This is a genomic window from Bradyrhizobium sp. USDA 4473 (assembly GCF_054063335.1).
Genome location: NZ_JBSSGE010000001.1, coordinates 6,176,525 through 6,195,409, shown reverse-complemented (window position 1 = coordinate 6,195,409; position 18,885 = coordinate 6,176,525). Strand labels below are relative to the sequence as shown.

Annotated in this window: 19 protein-coding genes; 9 read left to right on the top strand and 10 right to left on the bottom strand. The window is 64.5% G+C overall.

Annotation, left to right across the window (positions count from 1 at the left end; all coding sequences use genetic code 11):
• Positions 1-84: 84 nt before the first annotated feature.
• From ACVW17_RS29290 to ACVW17_RS29265, 6 genes are all read right to left on the bottom strand, one after another.
• The gene (locus ACVW17_RS29290; protein WP_456755094.1) at positions 85-258 is read right to left on the bottom strand and encodes a hypothetical protein; all 174 of its coding nucleotides are present in this window, start codon (positions 256-258) and stop codon (positions 85-87) included.
• A gap of 9 nt (positions 259-267) precedes the next feature.
• Positions 268-498 carry a DUF6894 family protein gene (locus ACVW17_RS29285; protein WP_244063322.1) on the bottom strand — a complete coding sequence of 77 codons (231 nt, stop codon included), beginning with the start codon at positions 496-498 and terminating at the stop codon, positions 268-270.
• A gap of 139 nt (positions 499-637) precedes the next feature.
• Positions 638-982, bottom strand: coding sequence for a tRNA-binding protein (locus tag ACVW17_RS29280; RefSeq protein ID WP_456798170.1), 345 nt, complete (start codon positions 980-982; stop codon positions 638-640).
• Positions 982-1,608: a LysE family translocator gene (locus ACVW17_RS29275; RefSeq protein WP_456755092.1), complete on the bottom strand. Its 627-nt coding sequence runs from the start codon at positions 1,606-1,608 to the stop codon at positions 982-984. The genes ACVW17_RS29280 and ACVW17_RS29275 overlap by 1 nt, the downstream gene beginning before the upstream one ends.
• An 18-nt stretch (positions 1,609-1,626) precedes the next feature.
• Complete coding sequence (gene pdxY / locus ACVW17_RS29270; RefSeq protein ID WP_456755091.1) at positions 1,627-2,484, bottom strand: pyridoxal kinase PdxY; 858 nt, start codon at positions 2,482-2,484, stop codon at positions 1,627-1,629.
• A gap of 10 nt (positions 2,485-2,494) precedes the next feature.
• The gene (locus tag ACVW17_RS29265; protein ID WP_016840760.1) at positions 2,495-2,668 is read right to left on the bottom strand and encodes a hypothetical protein; all 174 of its coding nucleotides are present in this window, start codon (positions 2,666-2,668) and stop codon (positions 2,495-2,497) included.
• A 515-nt stretch (positions 2,669-3,183) separates the two neighbouring features.
• Between ACVW17_RS29265 and ACVW17_RS29260 the strand changes: the two genes are divergently transcribed.
• Both ACVW17_RS29260 and ACVW17_RS29255 read left to right on the top strand, forming a co-directional pair.
• Entirely contained in the window at positions 3,184-3,423 is a 240-nt protein-coding gene (locus ACVW17_RS29260; protein ID WP_456755090.1) for a hypothetical protein, read from the top strand.
• Positions 3,424-3,508: 85 nt separating this feature from the next.
• Positions 3,509-4,162 (top strand): FMN-binding negative transcriptional regulator, encoded by a 654-nt coding sequence (locus ACVW17_RS29255; RefSeq protein WP_456755089.1) that lies wholly within the window; start codon positions 3,509-3,511, stop codon positions 4,160-4,162.
• 143 nt (positions 4,163-4,305) lie between these two features.
• On the opposite strand, the gene ACVW17_RS29250 is transcribed toward ACVW17_RS29255, so the two are convergent.
• Positions 4,306-4,596 carry an alpha/beta fold hydrolase gene (locus tag ACVW17_RS29250; protein ID WP_456755088.1) on the bottom strand — a complete coding sequence of 97 codons (291 nt, stop codon included), beginning with the start codon at positions 4,594-4,596 and terminating at the stop codon, positions 4,306-4,308.
• 680 nt (positions 4,597-5,276) lie between these two features.
• On the opposite strand from ACVW17_RS29250, the gene ACVW17_RS29245 reads away from it, so the two are divergent.
• The 4 genes from ACVW17_RS29245 (at position 5,277) to ACVW17_RS29230 (ending at position 9,216) form a co-directional block, all read left to right on the top strand.
• Complete coding sequence (locus tag ACVW17_RS29245; RefSeq protein WP_456755087.1) at positions 5,277-5,999, top strand: ROK family protein; 723 nt, start codon at positions 5,277-5,279, stop codon at positions 5,997-5,999.
• A 133-nt stretch (positions 6,000-6,132) separates the two neighbouring features.
• Positions 6,133-6,393, top strand: a complete 261-nt coding sequence (locus ACVW17_RS29240) for a PepSY domain-containing protein (protein WP_097675378.1) — start codon at positions 6,133-6,135, stop codon at positions 6,391-6,393.
• Positions 6,394-6,577: 184 nt separating this feature from the next.
• Positions 6,578-7,861, top strand: coding sequence for a cystathionine gamma-synthase family protein (locus ACVW17_RS29235; RefSeq protein WP_456755086.1), 1,284 nt, complete (start codon positions 6,578-6,580; stop codon positions 7,859-7,861).
• Between the two features lie 170 nt (positions 7,862-8,031).
• A complete protein-coding gene (locus tag ACVW17_RS29230; RefSeq protein ID WP_456755085.1) occupies positions 8,032-9,216 on the top strand; it encodes a S1C family serine protease in 1,185 nt (394 codons plus the stop codon).
• Here ACVW17_RS29230 and ACVW17_RS29225 read toward each other — a convergent pair.
• Positions 9,209-10,225: an LLM class flavin-dependent oxidoreductase gene (locus ACVW17_RS29225; RefSeq protein ID WP_456755084.1), complete on the bottom strand. Its 1,017-nt coding sequence runs from the start codon at positions 10,223-10,225 to the stop codon at positions 9,209-9,211. The genes ACVW17_RS29230 and ACVW17_RS29225 overlap by 8 nt on opposite strands.
• Positions 10,226-10,780: 555 nt before the next feature.
• Between ACVW17_RS29225 and ACVW17_RS29220 the strand changes: the two genes are divergently transcribed.
• Positions 10,781-11,911 (top strand): metallophosphoesterase, encoded by a 1,131-nt coding sequence (locus ACVW17_RS29220; RefSeq protein ID WP_456799002.1) that lies wholly within the window; start codon positions 10,781-10,783, stop codon positions 11,909-11,911.
• A 336-nt stretch (positions 11,912-12,247) separates the two neighbouring features.
• A complete protein-coding gene (locus ACVW17_RS29215; protein ID WP_456756553.1) occupies positions 12,248-12,520 on the top strand; it encodes a DUF2312 domain-containing protein in 273 nt (90 codons plus the stop codon).
• A gap of 152 nt (positions 12,521-12,672) precedes the next feature.
• Here ACVW17_RS29215 and ACVW17_RS29210 read toward each other — a convergent pair whose 3' ends face one another.
• Both ACVW17_RS29210 and ACVW17_RS29205 read right to left on the bottom strand, forming a co-directional pair.
• A complete protein-coding gene (locus ACVW17_RS29210; protein ID WP_456798169.1) occupies positions 12,673-12,999 on the bottom strand; it encodes a phosphoribosyltransferase-like protein in 327 nt (108 codons plus the stop codon).
• 361 nt (positions 13,000-13,360) lie between these two features.
• Positions 13,361-17,140, bottom strand: a complete 3,780-nt coding sequence (locus tag ACVW17_RS29205) for a vitamin B12-dependent ribonucleotide reductase (RefSeq protein WP_456755082.1) — start codon at positions 17,138-17,140, stop codon at positions 13,361-13,363.
• 815 nt (positions 17,141-17,955) lie between these two features.
• On the opposite strand from ACVW17_RS29205, the gene ACVW17_RS29200 reads away from it, so the two are divergent.
• Positions 17,956-18,849 (top strand): DMT family transporter, encoded by an 894-nt coding sequence (locus ACVW17_RS29200; RefSeq protein WP_456755081.1) that lies wholly within the window; start codon positions 17,956-17,958, stop codon positions 18,847-18,849.
• The last annotated feature ends 36 nt before the right edge of the window (positions 18,850-18,885 follow it).

Below are 18,885 nucleotides of genomic sequence, written 5' to 3'. Positions count from 1 at the left end.
TTTCCCGGTCGGAACGGGGCTCTAGACTCTTGTATTGACGCGCTTTCCTCACGCGAACCGGTATCCACTTCGCTCGAAAACGCTCTAGTCGCGCAATACGGCTTGCTGCCTGGCGCGGCACTTCGGGCCGGGCCCGCGCATGTAATACAGCTCGGGGCGATAAGGGTTGACGACGCCGTCGATCAGAAGGACGCAGCGCGCGATAAGATGGGCGAGGCGGCGGCGAAGCGGGCGCAGAGCAAGTTCCATTGCGTTCATGGTGCGCCCTCAGTGCAGCTCGCCGAGTATGGCGGTGAACGGCAGTTCAAAGATCTCAGTGCCGATGTCGTCGGTGACGTGGACCGCCCAGTTGCGCCAGTCTTCCACGCTCGGTGTCATGACAAAGCTGCGCGCCAGCTGCTCCGCATGCACCCGTGCCTCCGAAAGGTCCATGGCAGCGCCGATGCGATCCAGGATGACGTGCTTGTCGTCGGAGCAGTGAAAGAAAACTGCAGACATCTTCCGATTCCCATGCCGAAGCGATTCTCGCGCGTTGCAATAGCAGTGCGCGAAGCTTCCGAGAATCCGGGTGATCCCCCATCGGTAAACTACGGGGATTCCAGACGATTTGAATCACGCGGCCGTGATCTCTGCAATGTCAGAAAATCGGCTCGCCGATCGCAACCTGGCTGCGCGGGCCGAGCCCGATCACCCGGCCGTCGGCGTCCCTGGCGCCGAGGATCAGGAGTTCCGAGGTGAAACCCGCGATATTCTTCGGCCCGAGATTGCAGATGCACACCACCAGCGAGCCGATCAGCGCCGCCGGCTCGTAGTTCGTGATCTGCGCGCTCGACCACATGATCCGCTCGGCCCCGACATCGACGCCGACCTGGTACGAGGGATTGCGGGCACGGGGGAACGGCTGCACCTCGACGACCTTGCCGATCCGGATGTCGAGGCGGGCGAAATCGTCATAAGTGGCTTGTGGCTTGAGCGGAGACATCAGCGCTCCTGAAACGCGAGGCGGATGCCGAGCGCGATATAGATCGTGCCGACCACGCGGCCCTGCCACTGCCCGATGCGGCGATGCCGCCGGATCCACGGGCTGATCTGCCCGGCGGCCAGCGCGAGCAGCGAGGTGTAGGCCGCGCTCATCACGACGAAGATCAGGCCCAGCGTCGCGAACTGCGCGACGGCCGAGCCGTGGCCGGGATGCACGAACTGCGGCAGGAAGGCGAGGAAGAACAGCGCGGTCTTCGGATTGAGCATTTCGGCCCAGATCGCCTGCCGAAACGCGCGCCTGGGATCGACCGGCTGCGAGGTAGGCAAGTGCAAATCGTCGTTCTTCTCGAACAGCGCGCGGACACCGAGCACGATCAGGTAGATCACGCCGGCATATTTGACCATCGAGAATGCCAGCGCCGAGGTCATCAGCACGGCCGACAGGCCGAACGTCGCCATCGCCGTGTGGACGAGGTCGCCGAGCGCGATGCCGAACCCGGTCGCGATGCCGACGCGCGGCCCGCCGCTGACCGAGCGCGCCAGCACGAGCAGCACGGCCGGACCCGGGATCAGGAACAGGCCGAGCACGACGGCGGCGTAGGTGAGGAGGGTGGTGAGGTCGATCATGGAATGTGTTCCCGGATGTCAGGATGCAGGGATCGCAACGGCCGCGAAGCGCGGCTTCGGATCACGCATCACGTCGGCGCTTTCGACAATCCGCATTTCCTCGGTTCCTCGCTGCGCCGTGCGCTCCAGCACTCCGTGGATGCCTGAGGCGGCATGGCCGAGCGCCTCCGGGGTCGCAAGGCCGCGGAGGCGGGCGGCGACGAACAGCGCGGCGAACAGGTCGCCGGTCCCGGACGGGCTGATCGGCACGCGTGGGGTGCGCACGCGCCAGGCTCCCGTGCGCTCGATTGCCAGCGTCTCGATCTCGCCATGGGGCGTGCCGGCAAGCTCGGCACTGGTGACGACGATGGTCGCCGGCCCCCGCGCCATCAGCGTGCGCGCCTGTGCAACGACGTCATCGGTCGTCGCGACGCGCGCGCCGCACAGAAATTCGAACTCGAAATGATTGGGCGTGATGATGTCGGCCAGCGGACAGAGCTGGTCGCGCACCAGCGGTGGGATGTCCGGTCGCACGAACATGCCGCGGTCGCGATCGCCGAGCACGGGATCGCAGCAATAGAGCAGGGCCGGATTCTGCGCCTTGGCCCGGGCGACGAAATCGGCAACCTCCATGGCGATGTCGGCCGAGCCGAGATAGCCCGAGAGGATCATCCGCGCCGCTTCGATCGCGCCGCGCTCCTCGACGCCGCGCAGGAGGTCGGCGACCAGCTGCACGTCGAGCACCCGGCCGCGGATGGTCGGATAGCCCGGCCGATTGCTGAGCAGCGTGGTCGGCACCGCGATGACGTCGATGCCGTGCAACTGGATCGGAAAGCTGGCAGCGCTGTTGCCGACATGGCCCCAGGCGACCTGGGACTGGATCGAGATGACGCTCATGTTGTCCGCATCACCCGAACAGCGCGGCGTAGATGACGTAAAGCCAGCCCAGGATACCGTGGATGATCGCCCACAGGATCGAATGGTTCTTGGTGTAGGAGATCGCAATCGCCAGCGCCGAGCCGAACCCCACACCGTATTTCGCGCCCTCGACGCGGACGCCATAATATCGATTGCCGTTCATGGTGGTCCTTCCAGCGGAGCTGCGTGATCGGCGACAGCGTAACCCGCCGGTTGCGGTCAGTTCAACGGCGGACATGCGCCGTCGTCGCGCAACGGCCGGTACTCGGGGTGATGGGTCGTGGCTTCCGCCAGGACGACGGCAGTGGATGGCTCGTGATCCGACTGCCACACCACCGGTGTCATCACCCGCGAAAGCGGGTGATCCAGTATTCCAGAGGCAGCAGGACTTGAGGCAGCAGTACTTGGGCCGAGAGGCCGCGGCGTACTGGATCGCCCGGTCGAGCCGGGCGATGACAGGTGAGAGTGAGGACGCAGCCTTGAACTCCTCGCGACATGTTTCTCCAGCCGCCGGTCACGTTCCGATCAATCGAATGTGTCGAACCGTGCCGCAGAGTACGCGAATTCGCTGCGTCGGAGCGGAATAATCGGCCGCGCCATCCGTCATGGTAGCAGCGAGAATGCTTCGGCAGGCCGGCGAGATGGTCCCATCCTGTTGAATCCAACCGGAGACGTTCGATGACTGCGATGAGACATATCGCGGCTGGCCTGGTTGCGCTCGCCATGTTGACGACGTCAGCCATGGCGCGGGACATGCCGCTGGCCGGCCCTTATGGGTTCGCAAGGGCCCGCGCCGCCAGCCACTGGAGCGGCGCTCCGCCGCACATGCAGGCGCAGCGTTTCGGCGACACCGAGGCGCTGCCGCGCGACCAGCCGGGCGGCGTCTGCGACCATGGCGACAACGCCATGATCTGCTGAGCCGGACGGTGCATGGCGGTGATCTCCGGCAAAAGTTGCGCTAGCCTCGCTGGGTCGTCTCCCTCCAGCTGCGAGCGCCGCCGCCATGCACATCCTTCGTCCCCAGTTTCGCATCGAGCAAGGCCGCGCGCTGGACTTCGCGGCGGCGCGCGGTTTTGGCGCCATCGTCGCCGCCGATGCGCGCGGCCCGCGGGCCTCGCATGTGCCGTTCGTGATCGCGCGGCGTGACGGTCAGGTGGTCGTGCAGATTCATCTCACCGCGAACAATCCGCTGGTCGAGCTCGCCGACGGCGTCAGGCGCTTCCTGCTCATCGTCTCCGGCGACGACGCCTACATCTCGAATGACTGGTACGTTTCGCGTGACAATGTCTCGACCTGGCTCTACGAGGCGGTGCATCTGTCCGGCGTCGCGCATTTGCGCGATCACGGCGAGAACCGCGGCCATGGCGATGCGCTGCTTGCGGCCGCCGAGGCTCGGTTGCCGAAGCAGCCTTGGGATCTCACGCAGATGGAGCCCGGCAAGCGCGAGCAGATGCTGGCGGGGATCCGGGTGATCGACATCGTCGTCGACGAGATCGAGGGCCAATCGAAGCTCAACCAGCACAAGAGCGACGCGGACTATGTCGCGCTGGTCAACCGCCTGACGCAGGCCGGGGAAACCGCAAGCCGGAGGTTGGCGCAGAAGATGCGGGCGTTAAGACCGGAGCTTGAATATGAGCCGGGTCGCGTAAAAGCGTAACCCGCCATCTTTCCTGCTCGGATCGCGGGATTACGCCTTCGGCCAACGAACTTGCAAACGTGTTGTTAAGATTCGCTTTGCGCTGGTTTGCTCGACTCCGATTCGTTCTGCGCGAACAAAATGGAGTCGGATCGGGAACATAGTCAGGGGGCAACCAGGAAGCTCAGGACCTCGCTGTTGAATCGATCCGCTTGTTCGACGTTGAGGATGTGAACGCCGGGTAGCAGAACGAGTTTGGCATGGGCGATTGCTGCAGCGATCGCCTCGCTGTGACTGGCCCGTGTGACGGTGTCGCTCTCGCCGCCCATGACCAGCGTCGGTGCCGCGATCAGCGAGATCACCCGGCGAAGATCGACATCGCGCAGCGCGGTAAAGCAGCCGGCGAGCCCGCGTGGCGGCGTGGTGAGTACCATGCTGCGGAATTCGTCGACCATCTCATTTGGCGCAGCCAGCATCGTGCACGGGCGCGGGCGACGTTGCGCGAATTCGACCTGCTGAAGGCCTACGCCACCAGCTTGCCGGCGGTGAAGAGGTGGTCCCGCGGGTGGTGATTGGCGATCTCTGCCCGCCATCGCCAGCATGCGCACGGACCCGTCGCGGAGGCGCTTTGACGTCATCTCGGAGATTGGCGGCTCACTCGACGCGCAGGGCCGGACGGCAAACGGCTCCGTGCCAAGCGTGGGCGGTGAGAGGCGAGGTGGTGTGCTTGTGCCAATCCGCCCTACGAAACGTGCCAGGCGCAAATTGCGCAAACGTGTTGTTAAGAATCGCTTCGTGCCGATTTTTCGATTCCGATTCGTTCTGCGCGAACGAAATGGAGTCGAACGGAGAACGCGTCTGTGACGGCGCCGGCCGCGCCGTCAGAGAGGCCAGCGCTTGCAACATGTGCGACGGGCTCGATGATGCTCCGCGTCGGGCGCAATAATCCCACGATGGCACAAGATCGATTGCGCGGGCACCGTTTGCGTATGCATGTTGTTAACGCTTGAGCCGCGTCGATTTTCTCGATTCCGATTCGTTCCTCGCGAACAAATTGGAGTCAGATGCAGAACGGCGCTGTGGCGTGCAATGCGTTTCTCTGCTCCACTTGGTACGCAGAAGAAAGAGCGGATGGATGGTCAAGAAGGCAACCAGGACAAGGAAGAAGCCGGCATCGCGGCGGATCGTGCTGGCGATCGACATCGGCGGCACGCATGTGAAGGTGATGACCGACAAGGTGCGCATCAAGCGCGAATTCGAGTCGGGGCGGACTCTGTCCGCGATCGAGATGGTGCAGCAGGTCAAGGCGCTGACCGGGGACTGGTCCTATGACGTGATCTCGATCGGCTATCCCGGACCGGTCGTTCACAACCGTCCGCTCGCCGAGCCGCACAATCTCGGCCGCGGCTGGGCCGGCTTCGCTTTCCACAGAGCGTTCGGCCGGCCGGTCAAGGTCGTCAACGATGCGCTGATGCAGGCGATCGGCAGCTACCAGGGCGGGCGGATGCTGTTTCTCGGCCTCGGCACCGGGCTCGGCTCGGCGATGATCGTGGACGGCGTGTTCGAGCCGATGGAGCTCGGCCATTTGCCGTACCGCAAAGACGCAACGTTCGAGGACTATGTCGGGGCCGCGGGCCTCGAGCGGCGTGGCCGCAAGAAATGGCGTAAGAGCGTCGACGACGTCATCGCGCGGCTGTCGGCCGCGCTGGAGCCGGACTACATCGTGCTCGGCGGCGGCAATGCCGACAAGGTCGACAATCCGCCGCCCAAGGTGCGGTTCGGCGACAACGCCAACGCATTCGAGGGCGGCTTCCGGTTGTGGAAGCAGTCAACGCGCAAGCCGCGCGGCGCGCCTTGATGAAACCGAAACTGCCACGAAACTGCCGCGACTGCCGAAGTTTCGTGCTGTTCCGATGTTGCGGTTCCTGGAACTGATCGGGTGCACCGCTCGTTTTATGCGGCATAACATCCCGTTCCATGAGGAGTGAACCATGCGAAGCTTGATTATTCCCGCCATCGCGGCTCTTGCGATCGGCGCTGCGACGCCGGCGATGGCCTATGATTCCGGCAGCCAGATCTCGATGGAGGCGGCACTCGACGTGGCGACCAGCATCGGCGTCGTGACGGTGTCGAACACCCAATTCCTCGGCGATGAGTGGGAGGTCGAGGGCCGTGACCGGCTCGGGCGCTGGATGCAGGTCGATGTCGACGCGCGCACCGGCGAGGTGCGCAACGTGGATCGCGGCTGGTAGCGGCGTCTTCAACCCGGCGTGAGCGATTTGAACGGCCGGCGGCGCGGGGCGCTTCGCCGGCCGTTCGTTATCCAGAATGTTCGATGCCGCGCTTTGGCCGAACGCCATAAAGGTGCGCTATGCTGGCGGCAGATTCCGGGAATCTGCTGCGAGCCGCGGCGGTCCCGCGACAAGGAGACCGGCCATGACCAAACCGTTTCCATCCAAAACCCACATCGGCAACCACCTGCTGCATCCGGAAACCCAGATGCTCAACTACGGCTACGATCCGCAATTGTCGGAGGGCGCGGTCAAGCCGCCGGTATTTCTGACCTCGACCTTCGTGTTCCGGACCGCCGAGGACGGCAAGGACTTTTTCGATTTCGTCGCGGGCCGTCGCGAGCCTCCGGAAGGCATGGGCGCGGGGCTGGTCTATTCGCGGTTCAATCATCCGAACAGCGAGATCGTCGAGGATCGGCTTGCGATCTACGAGCGCACCGAGAGCTGCGCGCTGTTCTCCTCCGGGATGTCGGCGATCTCGACCACGGTGTTCGCCTTTGCGCGGCCCGGCGACGTGATCCTGCATTCGCAGCCGCTTTATGGCGGCACCGAGACGCTGTTCACCAGGACGCTGGCGGCGTTCTCGATTCAGGCCGTGGGCTTTGCCGACGGCCTCGACGAAGGCGTGGTCCGCGCCGCAGCCGAGGAGGCGATGAAGAAGGGCCGTGTCGCGATGATCTTCATCGAGACGCCGGCCAACCCGACCAACGGCCTGGTCGACATCGCGCTGACCAGACGCGTCGCCGACATGATCGGCAAGGCGCAGGGTTTCACCCCGATCATCGCCTGCGACAACACGCTGCTCGGGCCGGTGTTTCAGCGGCCGATCGAGCATGGCGCCGATCTGTCGCTGTACTCGCTGACCAAATATGTCGGCGGTCATTCCGATCTGATCGCGGGCGCGGCGCTCGGCTCGAAGAAGCTGATGAAGGACGTCAAGGCACTGCGCGGCGCGATCGGCACCCAGCTCGATCCGCATTCCTGCTGGATGATCAGCCGTTCGCTGGAAACGCTGAGCCTGCGCATGGAAAAGGCCGACCGCAATGCGCGGATCGTCGCCGACTATCTGCGCGACCATCCCAAGGTGGCGCAGGTGCATTATCTCGGCCATCACGATGCGGCATCGGCAGCGGGGCGGGTGTTCGCGAGCCAAAGTAGCGGCGCCGGCTCGACCTTCTCGTTCGACATCACGGGCGGGCAGCAGGCCGCGGAGATATTCCTCAACAGCTTGCAGATCTTCAAGCTCGCGGTGAGCCTCGGCGGCACCGAGTCGCTGGCGAGCCTGCCGGCCACGATGACGCATTCCGGCGTGCCCGCCGATATCCGCAAGAAGATCGGCGTGCTCGATACCACAATCCGGCTCTCGATCGGGATCGAGCATCCGTCCGATCTCGTCGCCGACATCGCACAGGCATTGAGCAAGGCGTGAAAAGGTCGTGAGCCGGACAGGTTCGCGATGATCTCGGGAATCGGTGGAACGGTCTGCTCCGCGCTCCGTTAGCATCGGTCGCTCGGTAGTGCGGCCCGCCGCGTGCGGGGACGGTCCGCCGACGTCGCGCCTCGCTCAGCAGCTGGCTGATCCAACCACGGATGCGAACAATGATTCACGGAACCTTGGCTTTCGCCGGCCTTCGTACGTCACTGATCGGTGCCGCCGTCTCGTCGGCATTGTTCGTGATCGCAAGTCTCGCCCACGCGCAGCCTGCGAATTCGCCTGCGGATCATGGCGCTGATGCCGGTCCCGGCGGCTTCGCCGACCTCGCGGAGAAGGTCGGGCCTGCCGTGATCGGTGTCGCCGCCAAGGTGGTGGCGGCAGACGATGACGACTCTGCGGGCCAGTCCGATGCGCCGGACGGATCCGATCAGGACATGCCGGGGAAGATCGTTCCGGGTCCCGGCAAGCGTGGTCCGGGCTCGACGTCGACGCCAACCGAGATGACCTCGATCGGTTCGGGCTTCTTCATTTCCGCGGACGGCTATGCGGTGACCAACAATCACCTGCTGGCGGGCAGCGACACCGCCGATGTCCGCACCAGCGACAACAAGATCTACAAGGCGAGAGTCCTGGCCAAGGACCAGGTCAGCGATCTGGCGCTGCTCAAGGTCGATGGACGGAGCGACTTCGCCTACGTCAAAATGGCGGATCAAGCGCCGCGCGCCGGCGATTGGATCCTCGCGGTCGGCAATTCATTCGGACTCGGCAATACCGTCAATGCCGGCATCGTCTCGGCGCGTGCGCGCGATCTGGAGACGGGGCCTTCGGAAGACTTCGTGCAGATCGATGCGCGGATCAACCGCGGCGATTCCGGCGGACCGAGCTTCAACGCGCAGGGCGAGGTGATCGGCGTCAACAGCATGATCGTCTCGCCCTCGGGCGGCTCGGTCGGTGTCGCCTTCGCGATCCCCGCCGACACCGTGAAGACGGTGATTCCGCAGCTGAAAGAGAAGGGCGCGGTCACGCGCGGCTGGATGGGCGCGCAGGTGCAATCGATCACCCCCGACGTTGCCGAGAGCCTCGGTGCCAACAATCTCCGCGGTGCGGTCGTGGTCGGCGTCCAGAACGGCGGCCCGGCAGCGCAGGCCGGATTGAAGCGCGGCGATGCGATCACTTCGGTCAATGACGAGCCGATCAAGAGCGCGAACGAGCTGACCAAGAAGGTCTATGCGGCGGCGCCGGGCAGTTCGGTCAAGCTGTCGATGGTGCGCGACAACGCGCAGAACTCGCTCAACGTGACCGTGGGCAAGCTCGCGCAGTCGCAGGCGCCCGGCGGCGCGCTCAAGTAATTCCGCCGGTCTTAATTCCGCCCGTCTTGATCCCACCAGCCTCGGCGATCAGCTCGAACGAGCGCAGCCGCTTCTGGTGATCATAGACGTCGGAGACGATCATCAGCTCGTCGGCGCCGGTTTCCGCGACCAGCGCATCGATGCCGGCACGCACCGTCTCCACCGAACCGATGATGGAGCGCTCCAGCATCCGCATCGCCTGGACTTTCTCAGACGGCGACCAATAGGTCTCGATGTCGTCGATCGGCGGCTGGCTCAGGCCGCGCGCGCCGCGGAAGATGTTGGTGAACGACATCTGCTGCGTGGTCGCAAGGCGCCGCGCTTCCGCGTCGGTGTCGGCGGCGATGATGTTGACGCCGACCATGGTGTAGGGGCGCTGTAGCTGTTCCGACGGCTTGAAGCGGGCGCGATAGATCTGCAGCGCCTGGTTCAACAGCTCGGGGGCGAAATGCGAGGCGAAGGCGTAGGGCAGGCCGAGCTCGCCGGCCAGCATCGCGCCGAAATTGCTCGAGCCGAGAATCCACAGCGGCACGTCGGTGCCGGCGGCCGGCACCGCCTGGATGCGCTGGTTCGGACCGGCGGCGGCGAGGAAGGCCTGCACCTCGAGCACGTCCTGCGGAAAATTCTCGGCGGATTCCGGCGTGCGGCGCAGCGCGCGCAGCGTCAGCTGATCGGTGCCCGGCGCGCGGCCGAGGCCGAGATCGATCCGGCCCGGAAACAGCCGCGCCAGCGTGCCGAACTGCTCGGCGATCACATAAGGCGCGTGGTTCGGCAGCATGATGCCGCCGGCGCCGACCCGGATGGTGTTGGTGCCCGCCGCGATATGCCCGATCACGACCGACGTCGCAGCGCTCGCAATGCCTGCCATGTTGTGGTGCTCCGCCACCCAGATCCGGCGATAGCCCAGCGCCTCGGCATGGCGCGCGACATCGCGCGCATTGTACAGCGCGCCGGTCGCGTCGGTTTCCTCGGTGACGCGGACGAGATCGAGAATGGAGAGGGCGGCCACGGGAGCTCCGGAGCGTTTGGGACGGGGAGCCGATGGTATTGGCTGTGTCCGGGGTGGGTGCGAACCGGCGAGGCGGCCGGTTCATGCAGATGCATATGGATACGGCCGCGGTGTGGGTCAATCCGCCGGCCGCGGGAACGCGCCGAAGAGACGACGCGGGGCTGCGAGTCCAAAACAGCGAGAACAACCCCATGCAAAGGAGGCGGGAGGCCGCCGGGACGTTGAAAAGCGACTTGACACGTCGGGCAACTCAGCGGTATTTTTCCATTATTCCGAAATTGTGCAGGCTGCCCGCCCCACGCGACGGTGGGAGAGGGCGGTGACGGAGGTGCCTGGCGACCTCCCCCGGCTTCCGCACGGCCATTGGCGGCCCGCCCGCGAAGCTGCGGCCGCGTCAGCCTTTCTCCCGGGGCAAAGCTGCGCGCGCAGGGCGTTCCAGCGATGCGCGACTTGCCGAAAATGTGTCCATGATGGCAGCTACCGTCTGCGGCCGATCCGCCCTACCTTCGCGGAGCGCCAACCGCGTGGCCAACGATCCGATCCGGAGCGAGACCCATTCCCCAGCTCATCTTCGGCCTGACCAGTCTGTTGATCCTGGCCCGCTTCATCTGGCCGCTCGATTGGCCGCTCGCGGCCAAGATCGTCGCCGCGGTGCTGGTGCTGGTCGCCCTGCAATTTCACCGCTGGAACAGGCTGTCGTCGGGATCGGTGTTCGCGCCGGAGTTTCCGCGTCCGGTGGTCGCGCTGTTCAACTGGGCGTTCGGCGCGGTCATGCTGCTGGCGCTGCTGCAACTGGCGCTCGATGTCGGGCTGATCGTCGCCGCGGTGATCCACGGCGGCTTCGTCGGCGTGCCCGACGGCGTGCGCTACGCGCTACTCGCGCTGGCGGCCACGGCCGCCGCGATCGGCGTCCATCAGGCGATGCGCATTCCGCCGCTGCACGATGTCGAGGTCGCGATCCCTGGACTGCCGCGCGAGTTCGACGGCTACACCATCCTGCACCTGACCGATCTGCATATCAGCCGGCTGTTTCCCGCGTCATGGGCGCGTGAGGTCGTCGCGCGATCGAACAAGCTTCGCGCCGACCTGATCGCGATCACCGGCGACCTGATCGACGGCAGCATCGATGCGCGGCGGAGCGACATCGCGCCGCTGGCCGACCTGATCGCCGCCGACGGCGTCTACGTGATCTCGGGCAATCACGAATATATCTTCGGCTATGACGGCTGGATGGCGCATTACGAAGCGCTCGGCCTGCGCTCGCTCGAGAACCGGCACATCGTGCTCGGACGCGGCGGCGGCCAATTGGTGATCGCGGGGATCACCGACCGCGCGTCGCGCCACCGGACGCATCCCGTCCGCGACCTCGCCGCGGTGCTCGACGGCGTCCCCAAGGGCGCGCCGGTCATCCTGCTCGACCACCAGCCGGCCGACGCGCGCAATTCCGCGGCGCACGGCGTCGCCCTGCAACTCTCCGGGCACACTCATGGCGGATTGATCTGGGGCATCGACCGCCTCGCCGCGCGCGCCAACGCCGGCTTCGTCTCGGGCCGCTACGACGTCGACGGCATGACGCTCTACGTCAACAACGGCACCGCGCTGTGGCCGGGCTTTGCCTTGCGGCTCGGCCGTCCCTCCGAATTGACGCGGATCACGTTGCGTGCGGCTGATGTCAGGTCCACCTGATTCACGCGTCAAACGGCTAGACCGGTGTCATCACCCGCGAAAGCGGGTGATCCAGTATTCCAGAGACGCCGATGCTTGAATCGAGAAGCCGCGGCGTACTGGATCGCCCGGTCCATGTGCGCAATTGCGCACAGGCCGGGCGATGACAGCGTGGGTGAGGGCACAGCTTCGCGTCTTCGCGACATGATTTGTCCGAACTGTGCTCCTCGTCTTGTTGCGAGCGAAGCGAAGCAACGCATGGTTCAAGCCATGAACATTCCGCCCCGCTCGCGCATGCTTAAGACATTGGTCATCTCTTTGCTTGCATTTTCACGACCTCATTCAGCAGGAGGCACCATGTCCGACATCACCATTCCCGGCGGAAAAATCCGTTCCTTCGTCGAGCGGATCGAGAACCTTGACGCCGAAATGGCGGAACTCAGCGAGCAGAAGAAGGAAGTCTTCTCGGAGGCGAAGGGCGAAGGTTTCGACGTGAAGATCCTCAAGGAGATCATCAAGCTGCGCAAGCAGGACCAGGACGAGCGCGACGAACGTGAAAGCCTGCTCGATCTCTACATGCGCGCAATGGAAACGGCGCCGGCGGGAGAGAAGACCGCGAAAGCGGCGTGAGGTCTGCGGAGGCGATGTGCTTCCGCAATCTACAGCGAGTAGGGCGGGTCAGCGAAGCGTAACCCGCTGAAACTGTTGCGAGCCAAGGGGCGGATTGCGCGTGCGGCTAATCCGCCCTCCGCTTGCTGCGGCTACGAAGCTCAGTCTCTGCTTCACTCCTTCCGGCGCCGACGCAGTAAAGGATACCACTCCGCACCGTTGTAGTCTCCCTCGCGCCAAAGGCAGGTTAGTACCTGGGTTGGTACGTTATAGCTGGAGAGCATCAGCATAGCGCGATTGCCATAACCAAGCGCCCTTTCGTTGGCGACCTCTTCCAATTTACCATTAGAAAGAAGGATCTTCCTGCCGATGTCGAGGCACTTTGCCCGAAAGCTCTGGGTGCCTTCTGCATCCATGCCTTCTAGAGGCTGGTCGAACGCAAATGGAATTTTGTCTTCGCCGAGATGCGCATAAATTGAGGCTTTTAGCCCGATCGTCACCATAAAGTCTTGGCGATCGAAGCGATGGTTGAAGCACTATTCGTTACGCTTGGGGAAATTGCCTCCCCGATCACTCTAATCAAACTCGCCCAAGCCTATACTGACGACAGACTGCTATACGCTGGTGAGGGTGGGGTAGCTTGCTGACGCCACGTAGTTTCAGCGCGCACAGCAGCCCGGTGACAAATTGGCTTGAAGTAATGAGTTTTGACATGCTGATAGATGGTTGTCGGTTGCGGCGCGGACAACTAACGAGGGTAGGTCAACTCTAGTTAGGATGTCTAGTGAATTTGTTGGGGGCAGGGGATGACGCGCCCCCAACAAAAGTAGAGTGTTGCGATACAGCAATACTGGCCGCGTCTCACGAACACCCCGTCGTGCTTCCGCAAGTATCGCACTTCATGCACGTCCCGTTCCGCACCAGCGTGAAGTTGCCGCACTCCGAGCACATCTCGCCTTCGTAGCCTTTTGCTTTCGCTTCGGCGCGACGCTCCGCCTTGGACGGGGTGGCGGCTGCGGCTGAGCCGGGCTTGCTCCACGCTTGCAGGGCCTCGAGCTTCTCGGTCGGCGAGAGGTCGTGGCTGACTTCCTGCTTCAGGGCGACCGCGCCCTCGACGGTGTCGGAGGCACCGCGCGCGGTTGCGCCGTGCGAGGCCAGTGAGGTCACGCGGTTGCCGCCGGCCGGCGCGTTGTCGGCGTTCTGGCTCACCGCGGCCGAGCCGCCGCGCATGATGACGAGGTTGTCGGTGCGCGAGCGGGTGAGGCCGCGCGACAGATACTTCGTCGCCTGGTGCTGCGGCGCTTCTTCCGGCTGCTCCTTGCCTTCCTCGACGCCCTTGCCGAGCGCGTCGAAGCCAGACTCGTTCGGATCGACATGGGCGAGATCGAAGCGCGACATGTAGCTCACCGCGAGCTCGCGGAAGACATAGTCGAGGATCGAGGTCGCGTATTTGATCGAGTCGTTGCCCTGCACGGGGCCTGCGGGCTCGAAGCGGGTGAAGGTGAAGGCGTCGACATATTCTTCCAGCGGCACGCCGTATTGCAGGCCGAGCGAGACCGCAATCGCGAAGTTGTTGATGAAGGAGCGGAGTGCCGCGCCTTCCTTGTGCATGTCGATGAAGATCTCGCCGAGCCGTCCGTCGTCATATTCGCCGGTACGGAGATAGACCTTGTGGCCGCCGACAACCGCCTTCTGGGTGTAACCCTTGCGTCGGTCAGGCATCTTCTCGCGCTCGCGCATCACCACGATGCGCTCGACCAGCTTCTCGACGATCTTCTCCGAGACCTGGGCGGCACGCGCGGCCATCGGCTTCTCGTAGAGCGCCTCGACCACGTCGTCCTCGTCCTCGTCGTCGGAGATCAGCTGCGAGTTCAGCGGCTGCGACAGCTTCGAGCCGTCGCGGTACAGCGCGTTGGCCTTCAGCGCCAGCTTCCACGACAAGAGGTAAGCGGACTTGCAGTCCTCCACCGTGGCGTCGTTCGGCATGTTGATGGTCTTGGAGATCGCGCCCGAGATGAACGGCTGCGAGGCCGCCATCATCCGGATGTGGCTCTCGACCGAGAGATAGCGCTTGCCGATCTTGCCGCAGGGGTTGGCGCAGTCGAACACCGGGTAGTGCTCGGCCTTCAGATGCGGGGCGCCTTCCACCGTCATCGCGCCGCAGATGTGCACGTTGGCGGCTTCGATCTCGCGTTTTGTAAACCCGACGGCCTGGAGCAGGTCGAAGCCGGGGGCAGCGATGGCCTCGGCGCCGATGCCGAGCTGGTCGCGGATGAAATCTTCGCCAAACGTCCACTTGTTGAAGGCGAACTTGATGTCGAACGCGGTCGGCAGCGCCTTTTCCACTTTTGCTATCGCTTCATCGGTGAAGCCTTTTGCCTTCAGCGTCGAGGCGTTGATCCCGGGCGCATTCGACAGCGAGCCGTGGCCGACGGCGTAGGCCTCGATCTCGGCGATCTCGCTCTCGCGATAGCCGAGCGCACGCAGCGCTGACGGCACCGCCTGGTTGATGATCTTGAAGTAGCCGCCGCCGGCGAGCTTCTTGAACTTCACCAGCGCAAAATCAGGCTCGATGCCGGTGGTGTCGCAATCCATCACCAGGCCGATGGTGCCGGTCGGCGCCACCACCGTGGTCTGGGCGTTGCGATAGCCGTTGACCTCGCCGAGCGCCAGCGCGTCGTCCCAGGCCAGCTTGGCGTGGGCGACGATGTCGGCTTGCGGGCAGGAGGCGTGATCGAGCGGCACCGGGTTGACCGAGAGCGCCTCATAGCCGGTCGCGTTGCCGTGGGCGGCGCGGCGGTGGTTGCGGATCACGCGCAGCATGTGCGCGGCGTTCTTCTTGTAGCCGGGGAAGGTGCCAAGCTCGGCGGCCATCTCCGCCGAGGTCTTGTAGGCGATGCCGGTCATCACAGCGGTCAGCGCGCCGCACAGCGAACGGCCTTCCTTCGAGTCATAGGGCAGGCCCATGGTCATCAACAGGCCGCCGATATTGGCGAAGCCGAGGCCGAGGGTGCGGAACTCGTAGGACAGCTCCGCGATCGCCTTCGACGGGAACTGGGCCATCATCACGGAGATTTCGAGCACGATGGTCCAGAGCCGGCAGAGATGCTCGTAGGACTCGATGTCGAACCGTTTTGTGCTGGTGCTGTAGAACGTGAGTAGATTAGCAGAAGCCAGGTTGCACGCCGTGTCGTCCAGGAACATGTATTCCGAGCACGGATTGGAGGCGCGGATGTCGCCGGACGCCTTGCAGGTGTGCCAGTCGTTCATCGTGGTGTTGAAGTGCAGACCGGGATCGGCCGACGCCCAGGCGGCGTAACCGATCTTCTCCCAGAGGTCGCGGGCCTTCAGCGTCTTGGTGACCTTCTTGGTGGTGCGGCCGACCAGATTCCAGTCGCCGTCGGTCTCCACCGCGCGCAGGAAATCGTCCTTCAGCGAGACCGAGTTGTTGGAGTTCTGGCCGGAGACGGTGAGATACGCCTCGGAATCCCAGTCGGTGTCGTAGGTGTCGAACGAGATCTCCTTGTAGCCCTGTTTTGCAAATTGGATGACGCGCTTGATGTAGTTGTCAGGGACCAGCGCGCGGCGGGCGAGCTTGATCTCGCGGCGCAGCGCCGGGTTTTTCTCGGGATCGAAGCAGTCGTCGCCAGAACCTTCGCAGTTGACGCAGGCCTTCATCACGGCCTTGAGATGCTTCTGGTTGATCTTGGAGCCGGTGACGAGCGCCGCAACCTTCTGCTCCTCCTTCACCTTCCAGTCGATATAGGTCTCGATGTCGGGGTGATCGGCATCGACCACGACCATCTTGGCGGCGCGGCGGGTGGTGCCGCCCGACTTGATCGCACCGGCTGCGCGGTCGCCGATCTTGAGGAAGCTCATCAGGCCGGACGAGCGGCCGCCGCCGGACAGCTTTTCGCCTTCGCCGCGCAGGCTCGAGAAGTTGGAGCCGGTGCCGGAGCCGTACTTGAACAGGCGCGCCTCGCGCACCCAGAGGTCCATGATGCCGCCCTCGTTGACGAGGTCGTCGCCGACGCCCTGGATGAAGCAGGCATGCGGCTGCGGATGCTCATAGGCCGACTTCGATTTGGTCAGCTTGCCGGTCTTCCAGTCGACGTAATAGTGGCCCTGGCCGGGACCATCGACGCCATAGGCCCAGTGCAGGCCAGTGTTGAACCACTGCGGCGAGTTCGGCGCGACCATCTGCTTTGCCAGCTGGAAGCGGATCTCGTCGAAGAAGGCCAGCGCATCGTCTTCACTCGAGAAGTAGCCGCCCTTCCAGCCCCAATAGGTCCAGCAGCCGGCGAGGCGATCGAACACCTGCTTGGCGCTGGTCTCACCGACGATGCGCTCGTTCTCGGGGAGGCTCGCGAGCGCCTCGGTGTCCGGCACCGAACGCCACAGCCACGACGGCACGGTCTCTTCCTCGACCTTCTTCAGGCGCGCGGCGACGCCGGCCTTGCGGAAATACTTCTGCGCCAGCACGTCGGAGGCGACCTGCGACCAGAACTCCGGAACCTCGACGTTCTCGGCACGGAACACGACCGAGCCGTCCGGATTGCGGATCTCTGAGGTGGTCAGGCGGAAATTGATCCCGGCATAGGGAGACTGTCCGCTGGTGGTGTTGCGTCGTTCGATTCGCATGGTCGAGCCCCGTCACTTCTTCTGCCCGGTCCCACGTTTCCCCGCAGGTTGCCGGAATGTTGTCTATTCGCGGAGTCCGGAACACGTGTGGGCACGCCTCCCGTCATCCGCAGCTCAGCCGGTGGATCCGGCCTGTTCTCTCGTCCGCTCGGCGCCGGTTTGGCCCGGCCCTGCGGCGGCACAATCCCTAAGGGGTGCCCGACTGGTCGGGTCCTCCGGGTCATGCATTCAACGCCCCAAACGCTCACGCGACACGTCACGCGTACGCTCACTTGCGGGCCGGTTTCGGCCTCTGTTTGCGGGTCCTTCTCGGCCCGTTCGTCGTCCCCGTCGGCGTCCCAAAATCAGGGCAGACAAGCCCTTCACCCGCGGCCCGAAGGCCTGGCGGAGTGGTCATTTTGGAACCCTTGTGGGAGCGACCGGCGGGGACCCAAACACACTCGCGCCGAACAGGTTGAAAGCTAGGCCATGTCCGTTGCGCCCGTCAAGGACTAGTACGAGTTTCTGAATCAAACACTAAATATGGTGGAGGGGAGGGGGATAACAGGGCTGGTGCCGCGCCTGTGATCGCGCCAACTATCGGTGAGTCCTCAGGGATTCCCAAGCCAAAAAAATTCCTCAGCCCTGTGGATTGGCGTTTCGCCCCGCTGTTCACAGGTGAAGTTTTTATTCGCCGCCCCGGATTGAATTTTGGGGACTCACGTAGGGCTACGGGCAAACTACGGATCAGGCATGTCAGCGGCGTGATGGTCGGGCGACAAAATCGCGGGCAAGGTGGGGCCGACTCACATCGTTTCACACCCTTGCCGGGTTCCATGACAGTCCAGAAGCCTTCCGGGCGGCCGCGCCTTGCGCCCGCCGGCCTGATGTTCCTCGCCATCACCTCCGTGGGTTGGGGATTCAACTGGCCGTCCACCAAATTCCTGCTCAGCGAGCTGCCGCCGCTGACCTTGCGCGGCACCACCGGCGTCATCGGCGCGGTGCTGCTGGCGGCGTTGGCGCTGATCCGCGCCCAGAGCCTGCATGTCGAGGCCAGGCTGTGGCCGCGCCTCGTGCTGTATTCGCTGCTCAACGTCACCGGCTGGATGGTGCTGATGGGGCTCGCGCTGCTCTGGCTGCCGGCGAGCGAGACCGCGCTGATCGCCTACACCATGCCGGTCTGGGCTTCGCTGCTGGCCTGGCCGGTGCTCGGCGAGCGGCCGACGCTGTTGCGCACCATCGCGCTGGTGATGGCGTTCGCGGGGCTTGCCGCGATCATGGGCGGCAACGGCATTTCCGCGAGCACGGAGAAGCTGCCCGGAATCATCATGGCGCTCGGCGGCGCGTTCGGCTTTGCGCTCGGCACGGTGCTGGCGAAGAAATACCCGCTGGTGATGCCGCCGATCCCGGCGGCGGCCTGGCAGATCGGCCTCGGCTGCGTGCCGATCGCGATCATCGGCCTCCTGATCGAGACCACGCATCTCGACCGCATCACGGCGGTGGGCTGGTGGCTGCTGGTCTATTCGACCGTGATCCAGTTCTGCGTCGCCTATGTCGCCTGGTTCGCAGCACTGGCCCGCCTGCCGGCCTCGGTGGCGGCGATCGGTACCATGGCGGTGCCGGTGATCGGCGTGATCGCCTCCGCAGTCGCGCTGCATGAGCCGCTGGGGCCGACCCAGATTGTCGCTTTGCTGTTCACGCTCGCCGGCGTCGCGCTGGCGACGCGGTGAGCTTTCCTCTCCTCCGTCATTGCGAGCGAAGCGAAG

Coding starts and splice junctions, on each gene's coding strand:
- ACVW17_RS29290 (WP_456755094.1), bottom strand. CDS start 258: ATGAACGCAATGGAACTTGCTCTGCGCCCGCTTCGCCGCCGCCTCGCC.
- ACVW17_RS29285 (WP_244063322.1), bottom strand. CDS start 498: ATGTCTGCAGTTTTCTTTCACTGCTCCGACGACAAGCACGTCATCCTG.
- ACVW17_RS29280 (WP_456798170.1), bottom strand. CDS start 982: ATGTCTCCGCTCAAGCCACAAGCCACTTATGACGATTTCGCCCGCCTC.
- ACVW17_RS29275 (WP_456755092.1), bottom strand. CDS start 1,608: ATGATCGACCTCACCACCCTCCTCACCTACGCCGCCGTCGTGCTCGGC.
- pdxY (WP_456755091.1), bottom strand. CDS start 2,484: ATGAGCGTCATCTCGATCCAGTCCCAGGTCGCCTGGGGCCATGTCGGC.
- ACVW17_RS29265 (WP_016840760.1), bottom strand. CDS start 2,668: ATGAACGGCAATCGATATTATGGCGTCCGCGTCGAGGGCGCGAAATAC.
- ACVW17_RS29260 (WP_456755090.1), top strand. CDS start 3,184: ATGACTGCGATGAGACATATCGCGGCTGGCCTGGTTGCGCTCGCCATG.
- ACVW17_RS29255 (WP_456755089.1), top strand. CDS start 3,509: ATGCACATCCTTCGTCCCCAGTTTCGCATCGAGCAAGGCCGCGCGCTG.
- ACVW17_RS29250 (WP_456755088.1), bottom strand. CDS start 4,596: ATGGTCGACGAATTCCGCAGCATGGTACTCACCACGCCGCCACGCGGG.
- ACVW17_RS29245 (WP_456755087.1), top strand. CDS start 5,277: ATGGTCAAGAAGGCAACCAGGACAAGGAAGAAGCCGGCATCGCGGCGG.
- ACVW17_RS29240 (WP_097675378.1), top strand. CDS start 6,133: ATGCGAAGCTTGATTATTCCCGCCATCGCGGCTCTTGCGATCGGCGCT.
- ACVW17_RS29235 (WP_456755086.1), top strand. CDS start 6,578: ATGACCAAACCGTTTCCATCCAAAACCCACATCGGCAACCACCTGCTG.
- ACVW17_RS29230 (WP_456755085.1), top strand. CDS start 8,032: ATGATTCACGGAACCTTGGCTTTCGCCGGCCTTCGTACGTCACTGATC.
- ACVW17_RS29215 (WP_456756553.1), top strand. CDS start 12,248: ATGTCCGACATCACCATTCCCGGCGGAAAAATCCGTTCCTTCGTCGAG.
- ACVW17_RS29205 (WP_456755082.1), bottom strand. CDS start 17,140: ATGCGAATCGAACGACGCAACACCACCAGCGGACAGTCTCCCTATGCC.
- ACVW17_RS29200 (WP_456755081.1), top strand. CDS start 17,956: ATGACAGTCCAGAAGCCTTCCGGGCGGCCGCGCCTTGCGCCCGCCGGC.